Source organism: Corynebacterium marambiense (genome assembly GCF_016342275.1).
GTDB lineage: Bacteria > Actinomycetota > Actinomycetes > Mycobacteriales > Mycobacteriaceae > Corynebacterium > Corynebacterium marambiense.
On the sequence record NZ_JAEIOT010000011.1, the window covers coordinates 54,870 to 73,534 of the forward strand.

The 18,665-nt window shown below is 63.8% G+C and carries 16 protein-coding genes; 11 read left to right on the forward strand and 5 right to left on the reverse strand.

All coding sequences use genetic code 11. The features are described from left to right. Nucleotides 1-411 precede the first annotated feature (411 nt). On the forward strand, nucleotides 412-2,196 hold the full coding sequence (locus tag JDV76_RS09510) for an SIR2 family protein (protein ID WP_198736663.1): 1,785 nt from the start codon (nucleotides 412-414) through the stop codon (nucleotides 2,194-2,196). A 27-nt stretch (nucleotides 2,197-2,223) separates the two neighbouring features. Here the strand turns inward: JDV76_RS09510 and JDV76_RS09515 are convergent, their stop codons facing one another. From JDV76_RS09515 to JDV76_RS09525, 3 genes are all read right to left on the reverse strand, one after another. Next, nucleotides 2,224-2,568, reverse strand: coding sequence for a metallopeptidase family protein (locus JDV76_RS09515; RefSeq protein ID WP_198736664.1), 345 nt, complete (start codon nucleotides 2,566-2,568; stop codon nucleotides 2,224-2,226). A gap of 29 nt (nucleotides 2,569-2,597) precedes the next feature. Next, the gene (locus JDV76_RS09520; RefSeq protein ID WP_198736665.1) at nucleotides 2,598-3,623 is read right to left on the reverse strand and encodes a septum formation family protein; all 1,026 of its coding nucleotides are present in this window, start codon (nucleotides 3,621-3,623) and stop codon (nucleotides 2,598-2,600) included. A gap of 90 nt (nucleotides 3,624-3,713) precedes the next feature. Then, nucleotides 3,714-4,481, reverse strand: a complete 768-nt coding sequence (locus JDV76_RS09525) for a GntR family transcriptional regulator (RefSeq protein ID WP_198736666.1) — start codon at nucleotides 4,479-4,481, stop codon at nucleotides 3,714-3,716. Nucleotides 4,482-4,582: 101 nt separating this feature from the next. Here JDV76_RS09525 and serS point away from each other — a divergent pair, with 101 nt between their 5' ends. From serS to JDV76_RS12805, 4 genes are all read left to right on the forward strand, one after another. Beyond that, nucleotides 4,583-5,842, forward strand: a complete 1,260-nt coding sequence (gene serS, locus JDV76_RS09530; RefSeq protein ID WP_198736667.1) for a serine--tRNA ligase — start codon at nucleotides 4,583-4,585, stop codon at nucleotides 5,840-5,842. Nucleotides 5,843-5,931: 89 nt separating this feature from the next. Continuing rightward, on the forward strand, nucleotides 5,932-6,900 hold the full coding sequence (locus JDV76_RS09535) for a lysophospholipid acyltransferase family protein (RefSeq protein WP_198736668.1): 969 nt from the start codon (nucleotides 5,932-5,934) through the stop codon (nucleotides 6,898-6,900). Continuing rightward, nucleotides 6,897-7,721 carry a Cof-type HAD-IIB family hydrolase gene (locus JDV76_RS09540; protein ID WP_198736669.1) on the forward strand — a complete coding sequence of 275 codons (825 nt, stop codon included), beginning with the start codon at nucleotides 6,897-6,899 and terminating at the stop codon, nucleotides 7,719-7,721. The genes JDV76_RS09535 and JDV76_RS09540 overlap by 4 nt, the downstream gene beginning before the upstream one ends. A 303-nt stretch (nucleotides 7,722-8,024) precedes the next feature. Continuing rightward, on the forward strand, nucleotides 8,025-8,669 hold the full coding sequence (locus tag JDV76_RS12805; protein ID WP_198736670.1) for a TetR/AcrR family transcriptional regulator: 645 nt from the start codon (nucleotides 8,025-8,027) through the stop codon (nucleotides 8,667-8,669). Nucleotides 8,670-8,746: 77 nt separating this feature from the next. Here JDV76_RS12805 and JDV76_RS09550 read toward each other — a convergent pair whose 3' ends face one another. After that, nucleotides 8,747-10,771: an N-acetylmuramoyl-L-alanine amidase gene (locus tag JDV76_RS09550; RefSeq protein WP_198736671.1), complete on the reverse strand. Its 2,025-nt coding sequence runs from the start codon at nucleotides 10,769-10,771 to the stop codon at nucleotides 8,747-8,749. Between the two features lie 196 nt (nucleotides 10,772-10,967). Here JDV76_RS09550 and JDV76_RS09555 point away from each other — a divergent pair, with 196 nt between their 5' ends. Both JDV76_RS09555 and glf read left to right on the forward strand, forming a co-directional pair. Next, a complete protein-coding gene (locus JDV76_RS09555; RefSeq protein ID WP_198736672.1) occupies nucleotides 10,968-11,153 on the forward strand; it encodes a hypothetical protein in 186 nt (61 codons plus the stop codon). After that, on the forward strand, nucleotides 11,150-12,349 hold the full coding sequence (glf, locus tag JDV76_RS09560; RefSeq protein WP_198736673.1) for a UDP-galactopyranose mutase: 1,200 nt from the start codon (nucleotides 11,150-11,152) through the stop codon (nucleotides 12,347-12,349). The genes JDV76_RS09555 and glf overlap by 4 nt, the downstream gene beginning before the upstream one ends. 1 nt (nucleotide 12,350) lies before the next feature. Here the strand turns inward: glf and JDV76_RS09565 are convergent, their stop codons facing one another. After that, the gene (locus tag JDV76_RS09565; protein WP_198736674.1) at nucleotides 12,351-13,760 is read right to left on the reverse strand and encodes a DUF5129 domain-containing protein; all 1,410 of its coding nucleotides are present in this window, start codon (nucleotides 13,758-13,760) and stop codon (nucleotides 12,351-12,353) included. Between the two features lie 208 nt (nucleotides 13,761-13,968). Between JDV76_RS09565 and JDV76_RS09570 the strand changes: the two genes are divergently transcribed. From JDV76_RS09570 to JDV76_RS09585, 4 genes are all read left to right on the forward strand, one after another. After that, entirely contained in the window at nucleotides 13,969-15,996 is a 2,028-nt protein-coding gene (locus JDV76_RS09570; RefSeq protein WP_198736675.1) for a glycosyltransferase, read from the forward strand. Next, nucleotides 15,989-16,501, forward strand: a complete 513-nt coding sequence (locus JDV76_RS09575) for a phosphatase PAP2 family protein (RefSeq protein ID WP_198736676.1) — start codon at nucleotides 15,989-15,991, stop codon at nucleotides 16,499-16,501. The genes JDV76_RS09570 and JDV76_RS09575 overlap by 8 nt, the downstream gene beginning before the upstream one ends. After that, complete coding sequence (locus tag JDV76_RS09580; RefSeq protein ID WP_198736677.1) at nucleotides 16,498-17,478, forward strand: decaprenyl-phosphate phosphoribosyltransferase; 981 nt, start codon at nucleotides 16,498-16,500, stop codon at nucleotides 17,476-17,478. Before JDV76_RS09575 ends, JDV76_RS09580 begins: the two co-directional genes overlap by 4 nt. A gap of 140 nt (nucleotides 17,479-17,618) precedes the next feature. Further along, nucleotides 17,619-18,644 (forward strand): alpha/beta hydrolase, encoded by a 1,026-nt coding sequence (locus JDV76_RS09585; protein WP_198736678.1) that lies wholly within the window; start codon nucleotides 17,619-17,621, stop codon nucleotides 18,642-18,644. Nucleotides 18,645-18,665: the final 21 nt, after the last annotated feature.

Below are 18,665 nucleotides of genomic sequence, written 5' to 3' on the forward strand. Positions count from 1 at the left end.
GTATATGATCCGAATTATCTCAATCGGAGAACCCGTGGATGATACAGCTCGAACTGTGCCTAAAAGTACTGCCTAGGCTGTAGGATTGTGGCACAAAGTTGATCGTTTCATTTGGTATTTAAAATAAATTCATTTTTCCATTTTCCGTTGTTTGATTGAATTCCATCGGTTGATATAGGTGGACTGATCTATAGATGACTTGAGAATCGTTTAGATGTAGTCTTGGGGCGATAGATTTTTCTAGATAGTTCCGGGTCATTGTCGCCAGATTGGTGAATGAGCGCTCTATCCTTACTGGGTTAGCAGGTTCGGTACAGAGGTCTGCGGTTGAGGTTTTGCGCAAGGTGATTGTTGGGGAAACGCCGTAGAAAAATCTACTAAAATAAATACGATTGACGGCCTGGAGGTATCGTGTGGGATTTTGATCCGCAAGATGTTGTATTCCTGACCGGGGCGGGAATATCTGCCAATGCGCCAACGAATGGCCCCTTGGGAAATCATCTCACTGAGTTTGCGTTGGCCGAATTATTTGATGATTCTGCCGTCCAAGATATTCTAGGTAGCTATCAAAAGATTCGAAATAATAGGAATAGGATGCCACGATTGGAGGCGGTGCTGGACAAGGCAGTTTCCTCTCATGGTGATCAGTGTCTGAACTATATTCTGCATGATTTGGTGGAAGCGCCCCCAAATTATCTTCATCTCTTTTTTGCGCAACACCTCAAACTGGGTGGCGTCAATGTGACGGCCAACTTTGACAGACTCATAGAAAAATCTTCTGGATTTTCTGCCGACGTGAATCCATTTCACTTCCATGGGTCTTTGCAGGCGGGTGCGGAAGGTCAGTCCTTGGGTGCGACTCTCCATTCAATTGTTCCGGGTTTTAATTCACAAATCAGTAATGAATTAGATCGATTATTATTCGGTGGCAGGCACAAAGTCCTCATCGTTGCAGGCTATTCTGGGCTTGATTTTTTTGACATGGACGTGTACGTGCGCGAGAATCTGAGACGCTTTCTTCAGCACTATAGCCAAATTATGTGGATTCATCATGATCACACTAAAGAGGGTGCTGATTTTGGTGCTGTGAACAGTGATGCCTGGGTTCCCCCCATTTTTTCGTTATTACAGAAAACATTTGAGAAGCATGGTCGGGAAGATCAAAAGTGTTTTAGGATCGCTGCAAATACGGGTGAGTTTCTTGCCCAAGAGTTTTCCGAGAAGTGGCGTCTTTCTGAGGTGGTATTTGATGCTGGTGATGGGGGATGTTCTGATGCTGTAGGTTTGCAGATCGGGGGGACTTTGTCGAGTAACCCGACATTTGTCCCGACTGTTGAGGATAGGCGCAAGGCTACGGTAGATTTATGTTTACATTTCGGATTGTTTAAGCAGTATAAGGAACTGATGACCTCCTATGGAAAGGAAATTCCGGCGGGACATCTTGCTGAGATTGCTTGGCAAGAAGGGCGTTATCGAGACGCTGACCGCCTCTGGAGGGATTTTTATAGGGATGAGCCGCTTAAGGCGCTAGAGCGGAAAGCAGCATGCTTGTGGGTTCGGGGATCATATCTGCGAGCCTATCGAGCTATTATTTTGGCACATCAGCTTTCTTTGCGAGTTGGGGATGATCGCATGGAAGCAACGGTTCTTGCACTATGGGGGCGTATCTTATTTGCCATGCGAAAATGTCCTGAGCTTAGGTTATTTGTGGGTGGTCGGTGTTGTTCAAAGGTTCGAAAGAAAATAGCTGAGTTCATTATCGACCATCCTGGTGTAGATGCGATGATTCGGTCGGACTTGATAGATGCGGATCGTCGAATTGCGATTTCGCTTGGAGCTTTTGATTCGTTTTCTTACGATAAAACAGATGATTCTGCTGATGGAACGGCAACTGCTTTCGAGTTCTGGGATCAGGCCGATTCGCTTTCGGGTTATCTCGACTATGGGCGCGGTCGAATGTGGGTCAAGGCAGAGCGTGGGGAACCGATTCCGCGGGAATGGGTAGAGTGGTACGTGGAGAGCGCCTGTTTGATGGGCCAAATGGGTCAAGTTTATAAAATGCCGATGCTTCCAGGCGTGGGGAGATTCTACAGTCTTACAGATGCCTGGGGGAGTTTAAGCCACTTGCAAATAACCTGGCTGCATCGATTGAGGGGCTTTTACTTTTATTTGAGAGACAAACGGCGACGAAGGTAAAGGAGCTGCATCGGGCGCCCGCCCGACTCACCCCCATCCCAGCTCGTGGAGTTCGTCGTCATCGAGCCCGAAGTGGTGGCCGATTTCGTGGCCGACGGTGATGCGGACCTGTTCGATCAGGTCCTCCTCGCTGGTGCAGTAGTCGAGCAGCGCGCGCTTGTAGATCGTGATCGAGGACGGTAATCCGGTGTGGTTGGCCAGCCGCTCCGGTAGGGGCACCCCGTTGTATAGCCCGAGGATGGTCGGCGAGTCGGGGTTGTAGTCCTCGATGAGGATGGCGACGTTCCTGAGGTTGTCCAGGAACACGTCCGGGATGCGCTCGAAGCCCATGTCCACGAGCTCGTTGAAGCGTTCGTCGGAGACGTCGATCACGGAAATGTCCTTGTCTGGGGTTCGTTCGGCTACTGGCGGATGGGGTCGCGCTTCGGGCGCGGCTCCGGTGGTGCACCGTCGATAACGAACGGGCCGGTGGCGGCGCCCTCGAGGGTGGCGAATCCGCCGCCTGCATTCGCCTTGAACAGGGCGCAGTTGACCGTGTTTGAACCGCCGGTCCAGGCGTTGGCGTCGATGGCCGTCCAGAAGGACTCGAGGGTCGAGTAGTAGAAGGGGTCATCGCCGCCGAGGTGATCCTGGGCGGCCTGGGTGCAGGCGTTCTTGAGATAGGCGTCCTGGTCCTCGACGGTGGGGGTGCCCTCGGGGAAGACGGGCTTGAGATCGATGACCGCGGTGATCTCGAGCTGGTGCGGGTCGGCGCAGTTCACCGCGCGGGGTGCGCCGGCTGGGCCGATGGTTACGCACTCACCCGGCTGGAAGATCCGGGACTGGTCCTGCTCGGCGGCCCGACCGCGGGTGGCTAGTGTCCGGCCGTCGTCGTCGGTGACCTGCACGCCGCAGAGCATGGTGCGGTCCCCGGCTTCCCAGGCGCTCGCCGGGGGCAGGATCGGGGCGATGGAGTACCGGCCGTGCGGTGTGTAGCGCCCGCCCAGGTAGTCGATGGTTGGGGTCTTGCAGAGCTCCTCGCGCAGTTGTGCCTGTCGGGTGAGGTTGGGCGCGGGGGCGGAGGGGCCGAACTCGCTCGAAGGGTAGGTGCCGAGATCCTCCCGGGCGGAGACCTCGAAACGGTGTTCAGCGGCACAGTCCGCCTTCTGGAAGTTCGAGACCGTGCCGTCGGCGGCGGTGTCCCAATTGAGGCAGTCCCCGACATCGGCGGTGGTGAACGGGGCGGCTTCCACCTTGGTGGTCGTCGTATTCTCGGTGCTTGTCGACCCCTCGCTGGTCACGGTGCCGGTGCCGGTACCAGAGCTGGGGGCCGCTGTGGATTCAGAAGCGACATAGCTGTAGGACCCGACGCCGACGGAAGCGACGAGCATCGCGATGAGTGCCGCCTGGACTGCGGTAGCTGAACGCCAGGATCTGGTTGCTTTCATGATTCCTCCATCATGCCGGGTGTACCGGTCGGACGCACGCAGCGCCCGGCTGCGGGGGCGGGGACCATCGGGAGGCGTGGCGGGACCGTGTCAGTCGGAGGTCGGGTCCGTGGCCCGTTCCACGTGGGTCTTCAGCGTGTACCGGTCGGTGCGGTAGAGCGAGGAACACCACTCGACGGGGTGCTCCCCGGAGAGGGACAGTCTGACGATCTTGAGCAGCGCCGTACCGGGTTCCACATCCAGTATCCCGGCGGTCGTCTCATCCGCGTTGACGGCGGTGGCGATCTGCTCGGCTTCCGTGACCGGAAGCCTGTAGTCCCTGTCCAGGATGCCGTAGATGGATGTGCGGACATCCTTGCTCAAGAGGTCCGGGGCGTGGACCCTGTTGTACCAGCTATCGTCGATGGCGTAGGGGCGGCCGTCACCCAGCCGGAGGCGGCGGAGGTGCACGTGCTGCCGTCCCCCGTTGCGGAAGAACGCCTCCACCTCCTCGGGTGCGGTGGTGACCTCGGAGAGCAGGACCTCAGAGGTGGCCTGCAGCCCCTGGGAGCTCATCTCGGAGGAGAAGGAGGCGAGATGTAGGCGGGAGATGAGGGGCGCGGGGGCGACGAAGGTGCCCTTCCCGCGGGCCCGCTTCAGGCGACCGGAGGCGACGAGGTCCCCGATGGCGCGGCGGACGGTGATCCGGGAGACGCCGAAGGTCTCCTCCAGGACGCGTTCGCCGGGCAGCATGTCCCCGGGTTCCAGCTTGGTGGTGCAGATTTCCTCGAGAATTTCCCGCAGCTGTGCGTGTTTCGGTTTCGGCCCGTCGGTGAGGCGGCGGGCCGGGAGCTCCGGAAACTTCGGGGAGGTGGCCATGCACTCAGTATACCGCGGTGGTCATAACCGGATGGCTCTCTTTGTTGTGATGATCCACCACCCCGGGCCGTCGTGCTGCACCGTTCGGTAGGCTGGCACCCGTGATTGATCTCAAATTCCTCCGCGACAACCCCGACGTGGTCCGTGCCTCCCAGCGCACCCGCGGCGAGGATCCAGAGCTCGTCGATCAGTTGATCGCCGCTGACGCCACCCGGCGGGAGGCGATCGTCGCCGCCGACAGTCTGCGCTCCGAGCAGAAGGCTTTCGGCAAGAAGATCGGCCAGGCCGCCCCCGAGGACAGGCCTGCCCTCCTGGCCGGCTCCAACGAGCTGAAGGCCAAAGTGAAAGAGGCCGAGGCGACCCAGAAGCGGGCCGCCGAGGAAGTCGACCGACTCCAGTCGCGCATCGGGAACATCGTCGAAGGCGCGCCGGCGGGCGGCGAGGACGACTTCATCGTCCTCGAGCACGTGGGCGAGCCTCCGAGCTTCGACTTTGAGCCGAAGGATCACCTTGAGCTCGGTGAGTCTCTCGGGCTCATTGACGTCGAACGCGGAACCAAGGTCTCCGGCTCCCGGTTCTACTTCCTCACCGGATACGGTGCGCTCCTGCAGCTCGGCATGCTCACCCTCGCCGCGCAGCGCGCCACCGCGGCCGGATTCACCCTCATGATCCCGCCGGTCCTTGTCCGTCCGGAAACGATGCAGGGGACCGGGTTCCTGGACAGTCACGCCGACGAGATCTACCACCTTGAAGAGGATGACCTGTACCTCGTGGGCACCAGTGAGGTTGCGCTCGCCGGTTTCCACTCCGACGAGATTATCGACCTCTCCGGCGGGCCGCTGCGCTACGCCGGCTGGTCCTCCTGCTTCCGCCGTGAGGCCGGCTCCTACGGCAAGGACACCCGCGGGATCCTCCGCGTCCACCAGTTCGACAAGGTCGAGATGTTCAGCTGGTGCAAGCCGGAGGACGCCACCGCCGAACATCAGAAACTCCTCCAGATGGAACGCGACATGCTCGCCGCCGTCGAGGTTCCCTACCGCATCATCGATGTCGCAGGCGGCGACCTCGGTAGCTCTGCGGCCCGGAAGTTTGACACCGAGGCGTGGGTCCCGACCCAGGGCACCTACCGCGAGCTCACCTCGACCTCGAACTGCACGACCTTCCAGGCCCGTCGCCTGAAGGTCCGCTACCGCGACAACGACGGACGCACCCAGCCCTGTGCCACCCTGAACGGCACACTCGCCACCACCCGATGGCTCGTCGCCATCCTCGAAAACAACCAGCAGGCCGACGGGTCCGTCCGGATCCCGCAGGCGCTGCAGCCCTTCGTGGGCCGCGAGATCCTCGAACCCGTGAAGTAGACACCCGGCTCTTCCCGCGGGACCACAACCCGCCCGCGGGTTGGCCGGGCGTCGATACGCGCCGCCAGCAGACACAGACAGGACCCCCAATGACCGAGCGTGAGTTCATCCGGGAGGGCATCTTCCGCTACCCCGCGGGCCTCGTCCGGGTATCCGACCACCCGACCGAAGCGACAGAGCCGTTTTACTCCCGCATCGTTGCCGCAGTCCGCGCGCTGATGGGGGCCCAGGACATCACCATCACCATCGAGGGCGTCGAGAATGTCCCCACGGAGGGTGGCGCGCTCCTCGCCTACAACCACACCGGCTACTACGACTTCATCTTCGGTGGCGTCGCCGGATACTTCCGTGGTCGCAGGCTGGTGCGTTTCATGGCGAAACGCGAGATCTACGATGTCCCCGTCGTCGGGTGGTTCATGAACCGCATGCGTCACATCCGCGTGGACCGCTCCGCCGGTCGGGGGGCCCTCGACGAAGCCGTGAACCGGCTCCGCGGGGGTCAGCTCGTCGGTATCTTCCCAGAGGGGACCATCTCCCGCAGTTTCGAGATGGACCGGTTCAAGACCGGTGCCGCCCGCATCGCGAAGGCCGCCGACGTGCCCCTCATCCCCGTTGCCATGTGGGGCTCGCAGCGCATCATCAGCAAGGGCGTTCCCCGGAACCTCGGACGCAAGCACATCCCCGTCTGGATCCGCATTGGCGAGCCCCTCTCCGCGGCCGGGGATCCCATCGAGGTCACCGACACCCTGCGGCATGCCGTCGCCGAACTTCTCGACGGCGTGCGCGCCGACTACGCCGCAGAGTACGGCGACTTCGCGGGCGCGCCCTGGATGCCCGCGTCCCTCGGCGGCAGCGCGCCCACCCTCGAGGAGGCTGCCGTGATTACCGCCGAGAAAAAGCAGGCGCGCGCAGACAAAAAGGCAGCCCGGGCGGCCGCACGGGCGGATCGACGGGCGGATTTCGCGCTTGAGAAGATCACCGAACATGGCCGTGCACTCCCGGCCCGGCTCCACCGCGCTTTCGCCCGGCTGGGGGCTTTCCTCCGGGGACTCCGGTGAAACGCCCCTTGCTCGTCGGAAGCGACATCGACGGCACCCTGATCACCACCGCCGACCGGGTCAGCCCCCGCACGCGTGAGTGTCTTAGCCGGTTCATCGACGCCGGGGGAGTTCTGGCCCTCGCGACGGGTCGGCCGCCGCGCTGGCTGCTCCCCGTCCTCGAGCAGTTACCGGTCCGCCCGATGGCCGTGTGCGCCAACGGGGCCGTCCTCTACGACAGTGCGGCGGACCGCATCATCGACACTCACCCGCTGCTCCCCGATCAGCTGCGGGCCATCGTTGACACCGCCCGGTCGGTCCTCGCCGACGACGGTGGCGTGGGCGTCGCGGTGGAACGTGCCGGAACGAGCGCCTTCGATCCCCAGCCTGAGCTCTTCATCATCGCCCCCGAGTGGGCACACGCCTGGCCGGCCATCGACTTCGGTGAGGCAGACGAGGACGATCTGCTCGCCGCGCCCGCGATCAAGCTTCTGCTCCGCAACGAGGCGCTGGATAGTGCGGACATGTACCGGCGCCTCGCACCGGCTATTCCCCCGGAGATGGCGCACCTGACCTACTCCGTCAGTGAGGGACTCCTTGAGGTCGCCGCGCCGGATATCACGAAGGCCGTTGGGCTCCGCGAGATCGCCCGCACCCTGGGGATTCCAGCCGAGCGGGTCATCTGCTTCGGTGACATGCCCAACGACACCGAAATGCTCCGCTGGGCCGGTACAGGCATCGCGATGGGTAACGCCGCGCCCGAATTAAAGGACATTGCCGACGAGTCGACCGCCACCAATGACGAAGACGGGCTGGCGGCCGTACTGGAGCGCTGGTACTGAGCAGCTTGCGGAAACGCTGCCGATGATGAAACTCGTTTATAGTAGCTCCATTGCCGTGAAACGAAATCGGATTTTCGGAGATAGTACTTCTGCCGGAACAGGGCCATGCTCGGCGTCACGGACACGGTCGGCCCGACCGCCTGCCGACAGGCAGAACGGGATCGGGTGCGGCTCCCTGTTCCGACTGTCACCTGTACGAAGCTACGGTGTGGCGGCAGGGCCGGGAATCGATCGCCTCCACGGCCCACCGCCACCGGAAAATGGGGAACGGTGAAAAACGCCAGGGATGCAAGAGGTAGAGCCGTGAGCGGTCGGCGCGGTCGTCCGCTCACGGTATCCCGCGACAAGGTCATTGAGATCACCGCACGCCAGATCCGGGACAATGGTGCGGATGGCTTCTCGATGCGGGGAGTGGCCGAGGAGATCGGTGTCACCGCCATGGCGCTCTACCATCACTTCGACAGCAAGAACGCCCTCATCGCGGAAGCGTTCCTCCGAACTCTGGAGGTACGGACACCCACGGAGCTCCCCGACGATCCGGTGGAACGGATAGTCGCCATTGCCTTGGAGATCATCGACCAGCTCGAGAGCTTCCCCTTCGCCAAGGAGATGATGATCTCCGGTGAGGACACGTCCATCGTCTTCGGGGCCCTCTACAGTGAATTCGCCAGGATCGCCCACGATTCTGGGGCTCCCGGCGAGGCCATCGTCCGGAGCGTGCAGTCGCTGCGCCGCATCATCGTCGGCGAGGTCATCGCCCGCCAGGTGGACAGTGCCGCATCTGCCGCGGGCAAGTCGTTCTACCTCGGCGACTCCCTCCCGGAGTCACTGCCCTGGGACCCCGAGCGGGCGGCCCGTCTCCTCGAGGAAGGCGCGCGTTCCTACTCCGTCGACGAGCTCCTGCGCATCGTTGCCATGGACATGCTCGGCGAACACGCGCGGAGCTGACGCCCCGGACAGGTTGTTCGGACACCGGGAGGGGGCGGCTCGCCGAGCCACCCCCTCCCGGTGTGGTGTCCTGGGAATCAGGATTCGTGGATTTGGACGTCACCGGTCGCCGGGTCGAAGGTGATCCACCCGCCCTGGAAGTCGGTGCGGATCAGATTGCCGTCCCGGTACTCTTCGTTGACGGGCATGCCCAGCGGGCCGGCGTCGAAGCCCTGCGCCGCCCACGCGTCACCGATCGCGCCCCAGATGGCGTGCGTACCGGTCTCGGGGGAGGACACGACCAGTCCACCGTCGAACGGCGTCACTTCGATGCGCGAGTTCCGCTCACCGACGGGCGTCGCGACCTGTGTGCCGCCGCGCTGGGAACCGAGCACCGGGCCGACTGCGGTGGTGACCCGGTCCCAGGCGCCCTTCACCTTAGGGTTGCTGCTGAATGACACGGCCTTGTCGACGAGGGCAGGGACATCGGAGAGCTTCAGCCCGGCGATCACTGGTGTTTGGCCGATCTGCGAGATGCGTTGCTGTCCCGCGCCCCGGGAGGTGAGGAACGCGACGGCGACGGCGAGGAGGGACCCGGCGACCCCGAGGACCGAGTTCAGTCGACCATCGCTACTGCCGAGGCTGGTCACGGCTGGCGTGGGTTCGGGGTTCTCCGGGTTGTCGGTCGGAGTGGGTTCCTTCGTCGTGGTCGTCGCTGTGGTCTCCGACTCCGTGGTTGCATCCGCGGTCGTCGTCTGTTGGGTCGTGTCCTCGCCGCGGAGCAATGCCCTGTACTTCGCATCGGCGAGTCCCCTGATCGTGTCCATCTGCGCGTATCCGGCATCGCCTGGACAAGAGGTGTTGCCGACGTCCCGGTGCGCGAAGATGTTCGGCAGCGTCACTTCCGTACCGTACGGGTACTTCGTGTACGAGGTGCCTTCGGAGTAGTGGGTGTCGGAGCCCATGGGGTCGAATCCGGCGACCTTCGCGCGCCATCCGGCGAGCTCACCCACCGAGCCCAGCATCTCCGGGGACGGCGTGACGGTGGAGTAGTCGCCGATCATGGAGATGGCCCACGTGTTCTCGTTGAATCCGCCTGCATGTGCGCCCTGCACGGCGCGGTTCATGCCGCCGTAGCGGCCTTCGTATATCCGGCCGTACTTGTCCACGAGGGACTGGTAACCGATGTCGCACCAGCCCAGTGTCTGGGCGTGGTACTGGTAGATGCCGCGGACGATACCGGCGGCCTGGCTGCGGTCGTAGTTGTTTGATCCCGCGGTGTGGTGGATGGTCAGTGCACTGACCTGATTGTCGTAGGTGACGTTTCCGCAGCGTTTGGACTCGTCCGCGCCCCAGCCCTTGCGGGAGATGACCTTCGGCATACCCCGGGCGTCCTCCTCGGCGTTCACGAGATCGACTGATGTACCTTCGGAGGCTTTACCGTCGACGAATACCGCCTCGATTGCGTCTGGGTCGATGGTCTCTGCGACGGGGGCGATCTCACCGACGCTGGTGGTGTACCCGATCTCGCTCGCCGGGGTGCCGTCGATCTCCGGGACACCGGTGAACACGGCGGGTTGCGCGGCGGCCGGAGTGGCGGTGTCGGCGACTGCGGTACCCGCAACCGGGGTGTCGTCGCCGGGGGTGATGTCGATGTTGCCCGTGGACACCTGAATCGTGTGTGTCGGTTCCACGTAGATGAGTTCTGTGCCGTTCGAGCCGTTCGGGTTTTGGAGGTCACCGGCGGGCTCCGCGTCGTACCAGGGGCTCCACGAACCGTCGGCACGCTTCGAGCGGAAGAATGCGGCGATGTCTTTCTCTCCGTGCCAGGTCAGGGCGAACATCGAGAACTCCTCGTCCCGGGTGAATTCCTTGACCGCCCGCAATCCGGTGGTCTCCTGGCCCTGGCTGATGATCGCCGCGTCCGGTACGACGACGTTCTCCCCGTCCGCGAAATTCTCTGTGGATATCGCAGCGGTGATCGGTTCCGTGCCGACGGTGTCTGTCCGGAGGATCGACTGGTTTCCCACCCCGACAACCGCCGAGGTGATCAGCGCGGCAGAAAGGACCACCGCCAGGGCCGGGCGTCTGGACTGCGTGGTGATGCGGCGTCGCTGCTTCACGTTTTTGGTTCTCCTTGATGTGACAGGTGGGGACCGCCGGCTGTTCCGCGGGCTACGGGTTCACCGGGATGGCCTCATGTGGCAAAAGGTGTCACTGTTGGGTGTTGGGACAAAAGGCACGGCAGAATAGCTACGGTGCCAATGGTAACAGTGATGCCGGTGTGATTGGTGGGATAATATTGCGTGTCGTTGAAACATGACCGCGAACACCGACCTCGGGAACTGGCGTGGAAGCCACCGGGCTGTGCCTGAGCCCGCGGAAGACTCCGGGCGCCACCGTCGACGACGGGGCGTACGCGGTGCACACCGGCAGGCCACCCACGCGGTCAACGGCGTGCCCGCAGGCCGTGCCGCTGTCCGGGCATTACTCTGGGGCCCATGACAAATCCCTCGACCAGCCCCGCCACGAACACCCCGTACGACCTCATCGTCGTCGGTTCCGGTCTCTTCGGACTGACCGTCGCCGAACGGGCCGCCAGCCAACTGGGGAAGCGCGTGCTCATCATCGAACGTCGCAGCCACCTCGGTGGCAACGCGTACTCGGAGGCGGAACCGACCACGGGCATCGAGATCCACAAGTACGGAGCGCACCTGTTCCACACCTCGAACAAGCGGGTCTGGGACTACGTCAACCAATTCACCGAGTTCACCGGCTACCAGCACCGGGTCTTCGCCATGCACGACGGACAGGCGTATCAGTTCCCGATGGGGTTGGGCCTGATCGCCCAGTTCTTCGGCCGGTATTACAGCCCCGACGAGGCCCGCGCACTGATCGCGGAGCAGGCGAGTGAGATCGACCCGGAGACCGCCTCCAATCTCGAGGAAAAGGCGATCTCCCTCATCGGGCGTCCGCTCTACGAGGCGTTCATCCGGGACTACACCGCGAAGCAGTGGCAGACCGACCCCACCGAGCTGCCGGCGGGGAACATCACCCGACTGCCCGTGCGGTACACCTTCGACAACCGCTACTTCAACGACACCTACGAGGGCCTGCCGAAGGACGGCTACGCGGCGTGGCTGGAACGCATGGCGGACCACGAGCTCATCGACGTCCGGCTCGACACCGACTGGTTCGAGGTCCGCGATGAGGTCCGCGGTGCCAGCCCCGATGCGCCGGTCGTCTACACCGGGCCGCTCGACCGCTACTTTGACTACTCCGAGGGCAAGCTCGGTTGGCGCACCCTCGACTTCGAGACCGAGGTCCTCGACACCGGTGATTTCCAGGGCACCCCCGTCATGAACTACAACGACGCCGACGTCCCCTACACCCGAATCCACGAGTTCCGGCACTTCCACCCCGAGCGTAAGGACACCTACCCGGACGACAGGACCGTCATCATGAAGGAGTACAGCCGCTTCGCCGGGGACGCCGACGAGCCGTACTACCCGATCAACACCCCCGACGACCGGCAGATGCTGCTCGCGTACCGCAGACGCGCGGATGAGGAGACCGCCGCGAACCGGGTGTTCTTCGGTGGACGCCTGGGCACCTACCAGTACCTGGACATGCACATGGCGATCGCGAGCGCCATGAACCTCTTCGACAACAAGCTCTCCCCGTTGCTCACGGGGGAGTAGCTCACCAGCCGCCGGACGCGGATCCGCCGGAGAATCCGCCCGAGGAGTATCCGGTGGTCGTGCCCGAGGAACCGGCTGAGGAACCCGTCGCCGATTCGTGCCACGAGTTCACCGTCACGAATGGCACGAATCCGGCGTACCCGTATCCCGGACGCCATGAATCATCCCAGATCCGTGGCGCAGGGGTGACGCCGTCCGGCTCCACGTCATCGAATTCGCGCCTGCGCACGGCCTCGATGACGATCCGGTAATCAGTGATGATCTGCGCGTAGGTCTCCATGAAATCCGGTGCATCCGGCGTATCCCGGAGCGCCAGGACCCGCTCGTCGATCTCCTTCAGATCCGCGCGCAGACCATCGTCGGACACCGTCGCCCGGGCTTCCGTCAGGTCCTCGTGCATCTCCGTCAGGCGCCGCCGACGGACGGTGCCGTCGCCGTGCTCCATCCGGAAGAACTCATCGATGTTGCCCTCCGCGTTTTCCATCTGCTGCACCGTCTCGTAGGCCTCGTTGATCTCCCGCCAGCGTCTGGCCAGCTCACGGTCACCGACTTCATCGCCGATACCACTCAAACGCTGCACCGTGCTGTCGATGGCCAGGAACCTGGAACGCACGTCCTCCCAGTCTCGGCGCACGGCATCGTCGGCGAGCGGAGAGGACAGGGAGTGGGCCTGGACGTTGATCGAATCCAGGTGCGCCGCAACCCGCGCGTAGTTGTCCACAACGTGGTTGTAGTGTTCCCGCATCCGCCGCCGGTGGTTGCGCAGGGCCCAGAACAGGCCCCCGGCGGTGCCCACGGTGGACACACCAAAGATCCCGCCGAAGATCCACCATCCCGACACACCGGAATCCTCCTTCTCCTCCGCGACGACCGTCGTGTCCCCGGACGCCCGGGCACCGGCCAGCAGCGCCGCCGCAATATTCGGGTCGCCCGACTGGCGCAACGGCACCCGCATCTCATCGAGGATCCCGTCCATGCGGCCCGCGCCGTAGAAGTTGATCGCGTTGCACACGTCGTCGCCGCAGGCCACCCCGACGCGGCGGGGATCCATACCCACCGCCACAATCAACGACCCTGGGGCGAACTTGTCTTTCGCCTCAGACAGCAGCGATCGGTCGTCGCGCTCCGCGTAGTAGCGGAGTGAATCGTTCAGGTTGGACTCATTCGATTCAAATACCAGGTACACCACCCGGTTGACCGCCGCGGGCAGCGACAGTCCCGGGGTCTCGTTCTCCAGGAGTCGGACATCGCCGTCTGTCAGCTGGCCGCCGCGTAGCGGCACCTCCACCGACCGTGCGGTGGTGGCGATCTGTGCGGTGGCCGCCGTCATCGGCAGGAGCAGCGCGACGAACAAGACGAGGAGGGCCGCCACTGGCCGGGTGTACCGGAGCGGGAAGTCGAGACGGTTCATGCAGCCAGTCTAGGAGAGACCCGGGGAAGAGGCTTTCCGTTGTGGTCCCCATCTGGGACGTCGGGTGAACCGGGTTTTCGGTGCCGTTGTCGTGGCGGATGCCCGCGGCCGGTGACGCCTGTCACCGCGTGGGTAACGCTGCCCACGCGTGGCAACGATTACATTGAGACGGGTACCAGACCAAAGGCCGAAAGGACGTTGAAACGTCATGAGCGAATCTTCCGCGCCCGCTTCCCGGGAAACGCCTGCTGCTCCGTTGGATCCCCAGGTGCCAGCTGATTCCAGGGCGGTGGAGCAGTTGCAGCGTGTTCTGCTGCCGAGGAGGGGCGAGCCGCACGACGTCCGTACGCTGTACCTGCTCGAGGCCGAGACGAACACTCAGCGGGTGACGTGGCCGGACCGCACGAGCTTCAGCGTCCGCGCCGGTCAGGAGGTCAGTTTCCAGACCTACTTCAACGCGTTCCCCGCGTCCTACTGGCGCCGCTGGTCACAGCTGACCACCGTCGTCCTCCGCGTTGAGGTCACCGGTGAGGCGCGTGTCGACGTCTACCGCTCGAAGATCGACGGTTCCCGGATCGCGGTCGCCGGGAAGCTCGTCGCTGACGGCGCCGCCGAGTTCGAGCTGTCACTGGACCCGTTCGAGGACGGCGGCTGGCTGTGGTTCGACGTGACCGCGGAGACGGATGCCACGATCACCCGCGCCGGCTGGTTCGCGCCGTCCGCACCCGCGCCGCAGACCATGCCCGATGGCACGACTGTCGGGCCGTTCGAGCCGCGGGTGACGGTGGGCATCCCCACGTTCAACCGCCCCGCGGATGCGGTCGCTGCGCTCGAGGCACTCGCCAGCGACCCGCAGGTTGACGCGGTGATCGACACCGTGATCATGCCCGATCAGGGCACCCGGCATCCGGCGGACGAGCCCGGTTACGCGGCGGTGACCGAGCACTTCGGGGACCGGTTCTTCGAGTTCCGCCAGGGTAACCTGGGTGGTTCGGGCGGTTACTCGCGCATCATGTTCGAGGCCCTCGGCGGCGTCGACGGCGCGGGGGAAGCCGGTGCGAAGAGGTCGCCGTACATCCTGTACATGGACGATGACATCGCGATTGAGCCGGACTCCGTGCTCCGGGCCCTCCAGGTCGCGCGCTACGCGAAGAGCCCCATGCTCATCGGTGGCCAGATGCTCAATCTCCAGGAACGCAGTCACCTGCACTCGATGGGGGAAGTCATCGACCGGTCGATCTTCATGTGGACCTCCGCGCCGCACGTGCGCTACGACCATGACTTTTCCACGTTCCCGCTGTCCCACCAGGGCCGACCGGGTGACGGCCCGAAGGACCGCAATTCGCGGGATCTCCACCGACGCATCGACGTCGACTACAACGGCTGGTGGATGTGCCTCATTCCGCGGGTCGTTGCGGAGCGGATCGGCCAGCCGCTGCCCCTGTTCATCAAGTGGGACGACGCCGAGTACGGTCTCCGCGCCGCGAAGGCAGGCTTCCCGACGGCGACGTGGCCAGGCGTGGCGATCTGGCATATGGCCTGGTCCGACAAGGACGACGCCATCGACTGGCAGGCCTACTTCCACCTGCGCAACCGGTTGATCGTCGCCGCCATGGACCACGATGGCGGCCCGGAGGGAATCGTGCGCAGCATGAAGAAGGCGACGTTGAAGCATCTGCTGTGCCTCGAGTACTCGACCGTCGCGATCCAGAACGAGGCGATGAAGGACTTCCTCGCCGGCCCGGACCACCTCTTCGACATCCTCGAGACGTCCCTGCCGCGCATCAACCAGCTGCGCCGCGACTATCCGGACGCCGTGGTTCTGCCGACTGCGGCGGAGCTGCCGAAACCGTCGGGTGCGCCGGGCGTACCGGTCAAGGACATCGGTGGCCGTCTGGCTCCGGTGAAGAAGGCAGTCTGGCTGGCCAAGGGACTGCTGCACTCCGTGCGCCCCCACGACCCCGCGCACCACGAGGTGCCGCAGGCCAACTTCGCCCCGATCGAGGCCCGCTGGTTCTCCCTGTCCCGCGTCGACGGAGCGACCGTCACCACCGCGGACGGCCGGGGCGTGGTGTATCGCCAGCGCGACCGGGAGAAGGCGAAGGCACTCCTCGCCGAATCGAACCGTCTGCAGCGTCAGGTCCTCGAACGCTTCGATGATCTGCGCTCCGCCTACCGTGCCGCCCACGCGGAACTCACCAGCCGTGACAGCTGGGGAAAGGTATTCCATGCGTGAGTCCGACCTCCTGGTGAAGATCCAGGACACGCTCTATGATCTCCCCGCTACGCTGCCGATGGCCAGGGGACTCAGTCTCTTCGGTGAGCACGCCGCCGGGTGGATGGCGCTCGGTGCCGTGGGAGCGGCCGTCGACGGGAACCGACGTGGACCGTGGTTGGCGGTGACCGGATCGGCGTTCCTCAGCCACGCGGCCTCGGTCGTCATCAAGCGGGTCGTGCGTCGGAGGCGCCCCCACGACCCACGGATCCGGGTCGGGGTGTCCACGCCGTCAAATCTGAGCTTCCCGTCGTCACACGCGACGTCCACCACCGCGGCCCTCGTCGTGGTGAGCCGGATCGTCCGGTCGCCTTGGCCGTTGGCCGGGGTGCCGGTGATGATGCTGTCGCGTATGGTGCTCGGAGTGCATTACCCGACCGACGTCGCAGCGGGGGCCGCCCTCGGGGCCGCAACCGCCGGTGCCGTGAGCCGGGTCGTCGACAAGCGTGAAAGGAACAACGCATGAGCCAGCCGCATGACGGGCTGCTCGGGTCAGAACCCCACACCCAGGGAATCGAGGGCACCCGCAAGCACCAGCCCCCGAAGAACCTCCCCGACGCCATGATCAAGGCACTCCGTCCCAAGCAGTGGGTGAAGAACGTCCTCGTCGTCGCGGCGCCCGCCGCGGCTGGATCCGCTGCGCTCCTCAGTGGCCGCACCATCGCCGACGTGGCGATCGCGTTCCTCGTCTTCTGCCTCGCTGCGTCTTCAATCTACCTGGTCAACGACGCCCGGGACGTCGACGCCGACCGGGCGCATCCCACCAAGCGCTTCCGCCCCATCGCCGCGGGCGTGCTCCCCGTGCAGCTCGCCTATGCGATGGCCGTCGGGCTGATGGTCGCCTCCGTGTTGATCTCCCTGCTGGCCTCGGCGGGCGTGAACCTCGCGGTCGTCGTCGCCGTGTACATCGCGCTCCAGCTCGGCTACTGCTTCGGCTGGAAAAACCAGCCCGTGATCGACATCGCGTTGGTCTCCTCGGGGTTCATGCTCCGCGCCATGGCTGGTGGCGTCGCAACCGGGATCGAACTGTCCCAGTGGTTCCTCCTCGTCGCGGCTTTCGGTTCCCTGTTCATGGCCTCCGGTAAGCGATACGCGGAGATCCTCCTCGTCGAGTTGTCCGGTGCGAAGATCCGGAAGTCCCTCGAGGGGTACACCGACACGTACCTCCGATTCGTCTGGACGCTGTCGGCCACGGCCGTTGTCATGAGCTACGCGCTCTGGGGCTTCGATGTCAGTCGTGCGATGGATGGGGCCGGTGGGGTCTGGTACCAGATCTCCCTGGTTCCGTTCACCGTCGCGATTCTCCGTTACGCCGCTGATATCGACCGGGGCGATGGTGGGGCGCCTGATGAACTCGCCCTGTCCGACCGGACCCTGCAGGCGCTCGCCGGGCTGTGGGTGGTCTGCATCGTGATCGCCGTCTATGTCATGCCGGCCCTGTAGGTGCACCCGGAAAGACGCCACAAACGCAGGCCCCAGTGTACGGTGATTGTGTAACGAAACGATCAAGCCCGGGGATAGTCCGACCGGTCGCAGTTTTCAGCGACCACCTGTTTTCGGAAAAGCGTCCCGCAAGGAGAACCATGTCAATCGCCTCTCGCCTGCACAGCGCAGGGAAGAAGGTCACATCCGTGGTGGCCGCAACCGCCGTGACGGCCACCCTCATGGTCGTCGGCGCGGGAACCGCCGAAGCCGCCAACCGCGACTGGCTGCGGCCGGACGCTACTGGCACCTGCGAATGGGATGCCTCCGGACACGGAGTGCAGCGCTGCGACGTGTGGTCGCCCTCCATGAACCGCACCGTGCCCGTCCTCGTACAGCCCTCCCAGCGCGGTGGCGACGCAGGTTTCTATCTGCTCGACGGGATGCGTGCGGATTCGCACCAGACCGGCTGGACGATGTACTCCGATGCGCCGGCCACGTACGAGGACAGCAACATCAACCTCATCATGCCGATCGGCGGCGCGGGCACATTCTACAGTGACTGGATCGCCCCCGGTAACTTTGGTTCCTCCGCACCTGAGGTTATTAAATGGGAGACCTTCCTCACCGCTGAGCTGCCGGGATACCTGCAGCAGCACTTCGGGGTCAACCCCCACCGCAACTCCATCGCGGGGCTTTCCATGGGGGGAACCGCGGCACTGAATATCGCAGCGCGCCACCCCGAGATGTATCAGCAGGCCATGAGTTTCTCCGGATATCTCACCACCACTGCTCCGGGTATGCAGACGTTGATGCGCATCGCTCTTCTTGAGACCAGTGGCCTGAACCTCAACTCCATGTATGGAGCGCTGATCAGCCCGCGGCGCTTCGAGAATGATCCGTACTGGAACATGGAAGGCTTGCGTGGTAAGGACATCTACATCTCCGCCGCGACCGGTATGTGGGCTGGCGGCGATTGGAATGTTCCACTCTGGGATCGCATCGTCGGGTGGGGCCTCGAGTGGGTCGCCCGCAACACCACGGTTGCCTGGGAGCTCAAGGCCCGTGCGATCGGCCTGGATCCGGCGGTCGACTATCCACCGACGGGTCTCCACAACTGGGGTATCTGGACCGATCAGATGCACAAGACCAAGGGCCGCGTCCTCGACGTCATGAACGCCTGGTGATTGTCCGCTCAACGTCATCCC

What these genes read in the sequence shown, in the direction of transcription:
- JDV76_RS09520 (WP_198736665.1), bottom strand. Translation starts at nt 3,623, where the DNA reads ATGAAAGCAACCAGATCCTGGCGTTCAGCTACCGCAGTCCAGGCGGCA.
- JDV76_RS09525 (WP_198736666.1), bottom strand. Translation starts at nt 4,481, where the DNA reads ATGGCCACCTCCCCGAAGTTTCCGGAGCTCCCGGCCCGCCGCCTCACC.
- JDV76_RS09535 (WP_198736668.1), top strand. Translation starts at nt 5,932, where the DNA reads ATGACCGAGCGTGAGTTCATCCGGGAGGGCATCTTCCGCTACCCCGCG.
- JDV76_RS09555 (WP_198736672.1), top strand. Translation starts at nt 10,968, where the DNA reads ATGACCGCGAACACCGACCTCGGGAACTGGCGTGGAAGCCACCGGGCT.
- glf (WP_198736673.1), top strand. Translation starts at nt 11,150, where the DNA reads ATGACAAATCCCTCGACCAGCCCCGCCACGAACACCCCGTACGACCTC.
- JDV76_RS09565 (WP_198736674.1), bottom strand. Translation starts at nt 13,760, where the DNA reads ATGAACCGTCTCGACTTCCCGCTCCGGTACACCCGGCCAGTGGCGGCC.
- JDV76_RS09570 (WP_198736675.1), top strand. Translation starts at nt 13,969, where the DNA reads ATGAGCGAATCTTCCGCGCCCGCTTCCCGGGAAACGCCTGCTGCTCCG.
- JDV76_RS09575 (WP_198736676.1), top strand. Translation starts at nt 15,989, where the DNA reads ATGCGTGAGTCCGACCTCCTGGTGAAGATCCAGGACACGCTCTATGAT.
- JDV76_RS09580 (WP_198736677.1), top strand. Translation starts at nt 16,498, where the DNA reads ATGAGCCAGCCGCATGACGGGCTGCTCGGGTCAGAACCCCACACCCAG.
- JDV76_RS09585 (WP_198736678.1), top strand. Translation starts at nt 17,619, where the DNA reads ATGTCAATCGCCTCTCGCCTGCACAGCGCAGGGAAGAAGGTCACATCC.